This is a genomic window from Halomonas sp. BC04 (genome assembly GCF_000568385.1).
This window is the reverse complement of sequence record NZ_AZQX01000029.1, coordinates 1-5,148: the sequence shown is the minus strand read 5'-3', so window position 1 is coordinate 5,148 and position 5,148 is coordinate 1. Positions and strand designations below refer to the sequence as shown.

6 protein-coding genes and 2 pseudogenes are annotated in these 5,148 nt (G+C 61.7%); 5 read left to right on the top strand and 3 right to left on the bottom strand.

Annotated features, from left to right (window positions below; genetic code table 11):
• Window positions 1–157, bottom strand: a pseudogene (locus Q427_RS29645) (YebC/PmpR family DNA-binding transcriptional regulator); the annotation flags it as partial.
• Between the two features lie 154 nt (window positions 158–311).
• On the opposite strand from Q427_RS29645, the gene Q427_RS02415 reads away from it, so the two are divergent.
• The 4 genes and pseudogenes from Q427_RS02415 to Q427_RS02405 all read left to right on the top strand — a co-directional run bounded on the left by Q427_RS02415 (window position 312) and on the right by Q427_RS02405 (window position 2,529).
• On the top strand, window positions 312–1,505 hold the full coding sequence (locus Q427_RS02415; protein WP_043510648.1) for a M24 family metallopeptidase: 1,194 nt from the start codon (window positions 312–314) through the stop codon (window positions 1,503–1,505).
• Between the two features lie 55 nt (window positions 1,506–1,560).
• Window positions 1,561–1,770, top strand: a pseudogene (locus tag Q427_RS35940) (rhomboid family intramembrane serine protease); the annotation flags it as partial.
• 65 nt (window positions 1,771–1,835) lie between these two features.
• Window positions 1,836–2,141, top strand: coding sequence for a rhomboid family intramembrane serine protease (locus Q427_RS31915; RefSeq protein ID WP_197030469.1), 306 nt, complete (start codon window positions 1,836–1,838; stop codon window positions 2,139–2,141).
• A 166-nt stretch (window positions 2,142–2,307) separates the two neighbouring features.
• Window positions 2,308–2,529: a hypothetical protein gene (locus tag Q427_RS02405; RefSeq protein ID WP_043510646.1), complete on the top strand. Its 222-nt coding sequence runs from the start codon at window positions 2,308–2,310 to the stop codon at window positions 2,527–2,529.
• A gap of 27 nt (window positions 2,530–2,556) precedes the next feature.
• Here Q427_RS02405 and Q427_RS02400 read toward each other — a convergent pair whose 3' ends face one another.
• Window positions 2,557–3,192, bottom strand: a complete 636-nt coding sequence (locus Q427_RS02400; protein ID WP_043510644.1) for a glutathione S-transferase family protein — start codon at window positions 3,190–3,192, stop codon at window positions 2,557–2,559.
• Window positions 3,193–3,295: 103 nt separating this feature from the next.
• Window positions 3,296–3,745 (bottom strand): redox-sensitive transcriptional activator SoxR, encoded by a 450-nt coding sequence (gene soxR, locus Q427_RS02395; RefSeq protein WP_043510642.1) that lies wholly within the window; start codon window positions 3,743–3,745, stop codon window positions 3,296–3,298.
• Window positions 3,746–4,238: 493 nt separating this feature from the next.
• Here soxR and Q427_RS02390 point away from each other — a divergent pair.
• Window positions 4,239–5,148: ABC transporter transmembrane domain-containing protein (locus Q427_RS02390; protein ID WP_197030468.1), on the top strand; the 910-nt coding region annotated here is incomplete at its 3' end.

Genomic DNA, 5,148 nt, shown 5'->3' with positions numbered 1-5,148 from the left:
TTCGAGCAGGCCGCGCAGGCTCAGGTTGGGCGGAGGGGTCGACGCCCCCGGCCTTGGCGACCACGTAGATCTCACGCCCGTATTTGCTGTACACCTTGGTCTTGGCGGCGGCCGTCTTGGCCATGGATTCCTTGCGGTTCTGAAAGGCCCTGCCCATAGCGTTGTCCCATTGCATCTGACATGAAGCGGAATTCTACGAAACCGTATCGGCAGGGAACAGCGTTATTTCACCGGAAGCGGGGTGGCATGACGCGAGTCATGGCTACACTGTCGGGGTAAGACGCATCCCCTCTGTCTGGAGCCAATCGCCCATGGATCATCACCAGTACCGTCATGCCTTGGCTGCCCACCTGCAGGCTACTGAACTGGCCTTCACCGATGCTGAATACGATGCACGACAGGCGCGAGTCCGAGCCGAGATGGTGGACCGCGGCCTGGATGCCCTGCTGGTCACCGACCCCGCCGATATCTACTACCTGACCGGTTACAACACCTTCGAGGTGTCGGTGCACACCTGCCTGGTATTGTCGGCGGATCGCCTGGTGCTGCAGGTGCCCTCCATCGAGACGGGCCCGGCGGTGGTCACGGCCCGGGTCGACGAGCTGCTGGGTTATCGCTGGGAGGGTATCGAGGAGGTGCTCGAGCCATTGACCGAGACGCTATCGGGTTTTTCGGCTATTGGCCTGGACCCCTTCAGCCCCACCCTGCGCCACGGCATCATCGGCCCGTTGCAGCAGCGCCTGGGGGCCGGGCGCTTTCAGGATGGCGGCGGCGAGCTGCTGGACCGCATACGCATCGTCAAGAGCGAAGCGGAACTGGCCTGTCTGCAAGAGAGTGCGCGGATCACCTCACGCGGGCTGGCTGCCGCCATCGAGGTCATCGCCCCGGGCATGACCGATAACGATGTGGCGGCCGAAGGGGCCAGGGCGATGCTGGCGGCGGGCAGTGAATTCATGAGCATGCAGCCCATCGTCACCACGGGACGGCGCATCAGCGTGATTCACATGAACCACCAGCGCCACCGGATCGAGCCGGACGAACCGGTGTTTCTGGAATTCGGCGCCGCTTTCCGTCGCTATACGGCGCCAATGATGCGAACGGCGGTGGCAGGGCGGGCCAGCGGCGAGATGCAGGCCCTGCGCGATGTCTGCCGCGCGCTGTTCGAGGCGCTGAGTGGGGCCATGCACCCGGGCAACACCTTCGACGATGCCGCCCGTGCCGCCGAGTCGGTGCTGGCACCCCACGTTGACCGGGTGTTCTTCTCGGGTGTGTTCGGTTATGCGGTAGGGGCCCAGTTTCCGCCCAGCTGGGTCGAGGGCAGCGGCTATATCGCCCGTGGCCAGCAGCGGGAGTTCGAGGCCGGCATGGTCTTCCACTTGCCGCTCTGCCTGCGAGTGCCGGGTGAGTGGGGCGTCGGTATCAGCGATACCGTTCAGGTGACCCCCAAGGGGGGCGTGCCGATCACCGATAACGATTGGCAGCTCAGGGAGCGTTCGGGGAGCTGAGGCAATTGAGCGCGAGGCGAAGGCTCATTCATCCTGCCCTTCGAAAGGTCCCGCCATGGGCATGACGCTGGTCCTGGTCGCGGTGACAACGTCGGTGAGCGTGCTGGCCTGGATGTGGCCGCGACTTTTCGATGCGCTTATCTATTGGCCGCCGGGCGTGATGTGTGGGCAGTGGTGGCGGCTGCTCAGCCATGGCTTCATCCACTCCGACACCACCCATCTGCTCTTCAACATGATCACCCTCTACTTCTTCGGCACCGTGATGGAACTGGTGCTCACCCCGCACATCGGTTCGGCGGGCTTCATCCTGTTCTATCTCTCCGGCTGTTGGTGGCCATCCTGCCGACCCACCTGCGCCATCGGCACGACACGCGCTTTTACAGCCTGGGGGCGTCGGGGGCGGTATCGGCAATGCTGTTCGCCTATATCCTGCTGCGGCCCTGGTCGCTGCTGTTCGTCTTCTTCGTGCCGGTGCCGGCCATCGTCTTTGCCGTGCTCTATGTCATCTATTCGTTTCGTGCCCAGCGACGCGGTGGCGACAATATCAATCACAGCGCCCACCTCTGGGGGGGCGGCTGGGGAATTGCCTTCATGCTTCTCCTGATGGCGCTCACGGAGATGGAGAGCGTGGTGTGATCCGCCCTGTCGGGCGTTCGCCTGCCATTCCAATCCCCGCCACTGTTCGGCACTGCCCAATCGGGTGATCTAGCTATACTGAGCAGTAAGGCAAGGGAGAGTTCTCTTCTGTGCCCGGTTGCGGCGCCCGCAGGTGCTGCCCACGTTTCTGCTCCAGGAGGGTGTCATGACACTGACCGTTACCGCCGACTACAGGGACTTGATGAAGGCCACCAACGCCTACGATGAGCTGGTATCCGAGGGCTATCCGCGCGAGAAGCTCTATTTCGACAGGGAGACGCATCAGGTCAAGGTCATCGTACCTGATGCCACCCGGCCGGAAGCGGAGGAGATCCTGAGGCGGCATGAGCCTGTAGAGCTGTGGGCGCGCCCCTTCGAAGAGGGCTAGGAGCCGGACAGGTTCCTGGGGCCATGGTCAGACTGGTTGATGCTTCGCGACAGAAGCCATGGCCTGATCGTCGAGCCTGTTGGCGCGCCGGTAGGCCTCGCGGTCGCTGACCCGCGCCCAGTAGTCGACAAAAGCGGGGCATGACTCCAGGCTGCCGAACTGCATGCCCCAGCCGATGTGTGAGCCCAGGTAGACGTCGGCTGCCGAGAAGTGTGCCCCGGCAATGTACTCGCTGACGCTGACCGCCTGTTCCAGCGTCTCGAGTACCGTTTCGATACTGCCGTAACCCACCCGGGCCTGCTGCTCGATATTGGGCTCCATGCCGAGGTCCCGATCCGTCACGGCAGCTTCCAGCGGCCCTGCCGCAAAGAACAGCCAACGGTAGTAGGCGCCTCGTGAGGCAAGGGGAGGAGCGATATCGGCCTCCGGGAAAGCATCCGCCAGGTAGGCGCAGATGGCAGCGCACTCCGTCACGATGGTAGTGCCGTGGCGTATGACCGGCACCTTGCCCATCGGGTTGATGGCCAGGAACTCGGCAGATTTCATGGCCGGCCCGTAGTCGATGACCTCGGTACGATAGGGCGCGCCGATCTCTTCCAGCATCCAGCGGGCAATACGTCCCCGGGACATGGGGTTGGTATAGAGCACGAGTGAATCAGGCATGAGGACTCTCTCCATGGATTGCCATGAAGATAGCATCTCCCCGAGCAAACGTTGTCCTTCCGTTAAACGGTGGCGAGATGGGTTAAGTCTGTCGCGGACTGTATCAGTCGGGGTCCAGCAGCCGGGGCCCCGAGCCTTCTTCGGCGAGCTCATCTTCCGGATTGCGCAGCGGACAGTCATTCATCGACAGGCAGCCACAGCCGATGCAGTGATCGAGCTGGTCTCGCAGCCGGGCCAGCCGGGTAATGCGTTCGTCCAGGGCATGACGCCACTTGGCCGACAGGCGCCGCCAGTCGGCGGCGTTGGGGGCGCGTGATGCAGGCAGGGTATCGAAGGCCTGGCGTATCTCGGCCAGCGAGATGCCGGTGCGCTGGGCGACCTTGATGATTGCCACCCGCCGCAGTACATCGCGACTGAATCGCCTCTGGTTGCCGGCATTACGGCGACTGCTGATCAGGCCCTTGGCTTCATAGAAGTGGATGGCCGAGACCGCCAGGCCACTGCGTTTAGCCACCTCACCAACGCTGAGTTCCCGGTGCAGGTGTGACTGCATTGCTGTTTCTCCGGTCATTGTCTGGCCGTTTTTTCGGTTCTGTTTTTGCGATTGGTTCAGCCACTGTCCTGGTTACTGAAAAAACTTGGTCATTGCTTTGATTTTGTACTGTTCAAGCTACTGTGCCGACCCTGGTTTTAACCTGCCGTGTTGGCGTTGGCAAGATGGTCGCCTCATGCCTTCGACAATGATCGTGGTGAATGACAATGTTCGTGGCGAAGCAACAAGGCGATAAAGGGTGAATTATACTTGGCATCAAGCTTTGTGATGGATGCCATGACGATTATTGATTTCCCATTCGGTGGGGCGCCCACTACTTTGGGTTTTTCCGAAATGGCTTTATGGCTTCCATGATGGGATAAAGCCAAAGTGTAATGAGTTCCCAGTGCTGACTTTTTGCCTTGACCTCCACTTAACTTGAGGTTTTAACCTGCAGGCTGAACCGGGCCGAGCCCAGGGCTCGGCCTGCTGATTTTCTGCCATGGATGCCGTCATGTTCCGTTACTTTGAAACCCTGGTGAACCCTTACCCGGCGGGTAAGCCCGAGACGCCCCCGACGGGGCTCCTGGCGTTCATTCTGTATTTTTCGCGGCCGGTGCTGCCATTGTTGATCCTGATGTCACTGCTCACGGCAATGGTATCGGCCGCCGAGGTGCTGTTCTTCAGCTATCTCGGTGAGCTGGTGGATTGGCTGTCGGGTGCCGAGCGTGAAGGGTTCTTCGCCGAATACGGTTGGCGCCTGGGAGGCATGGCGGCAATCGTGGTGGTCGGGCTGCCACTGCTGGTATTGCTGCAATCCCTGCTGACGCATCAGGCGGTCTTCGGCAACTATCCGATGATCGGCCGCTGGCTGGCGCATCGCCACATGCTCGGGCAAAGCATGGCGTTCTACCAGGACGAGTTCGCCGGGCGAGTCTCGCAGAAGGTGATGCAGACGGCGCTCGCCATCCGCGAGACGGTAATGAAGCTGCTGGGCCTGCTGGTCTATGTGGTCGTCTACTTCGGCGGTGCGATGCTGCTCATGGGCATTGCCGAACCCTGGTTGATGCTGCCGCTGGTGATCTGGCTGGTGGGATACATCGCGATCATGTGGGTATTCGTGCCGCGGCTGCGCCGGGTCTCCATGGAACAGGCCGATGCCCGAGCTCGCATGACCGGCCGCATCGTCGACAGCTACAGCAACATACAGACCATCAAGCTGTTCGCCGACACCCGGCGCGAGCAGGAGTACGCCCGCGATGCCATGGAGGGCTTCATGGTCACGGTTCATCGCCAGATGCGCCTGGCAACGTTGCTCTCGGTAAGCCTGACGCTGCTCAACTCGCTGCTGCTGACGAGTGTCGCGGCCATGGCCATTGGTGCCTGGTACTTCCAGGCCATCTCGCTGGGTGCCATCGCGGTGC

Coding starts and splice junctions, on each gene's coding strand:
- Q427_RS02415 (WP_043510648.1), top strand. CDS start 312: ATGGATCATCACCAGTACCGTCATGCCTTGGCTGCCCACCTGCAGGCT.
- soxR (WP_043510642.1), bottom strand. CDS start 3,745: ATGCAGTCACACCTGCACCGGGAACTCAGCGTTGGTGAGGTGGCTAAA.
- Q427_RS02405 (WP_043510646.1), top strand. CDS start 2,308: ATGACACTGACCGTTACCGCCGACTACAGGGACTTGATGAAGGCCACC.
- Q427_RS02400 (WP_043510644.1), bottom strand. CDS start 3,192: ATGCCTGATTCACTCGTGCTCTATACCAACCCCATGTCCCGGGGACGT.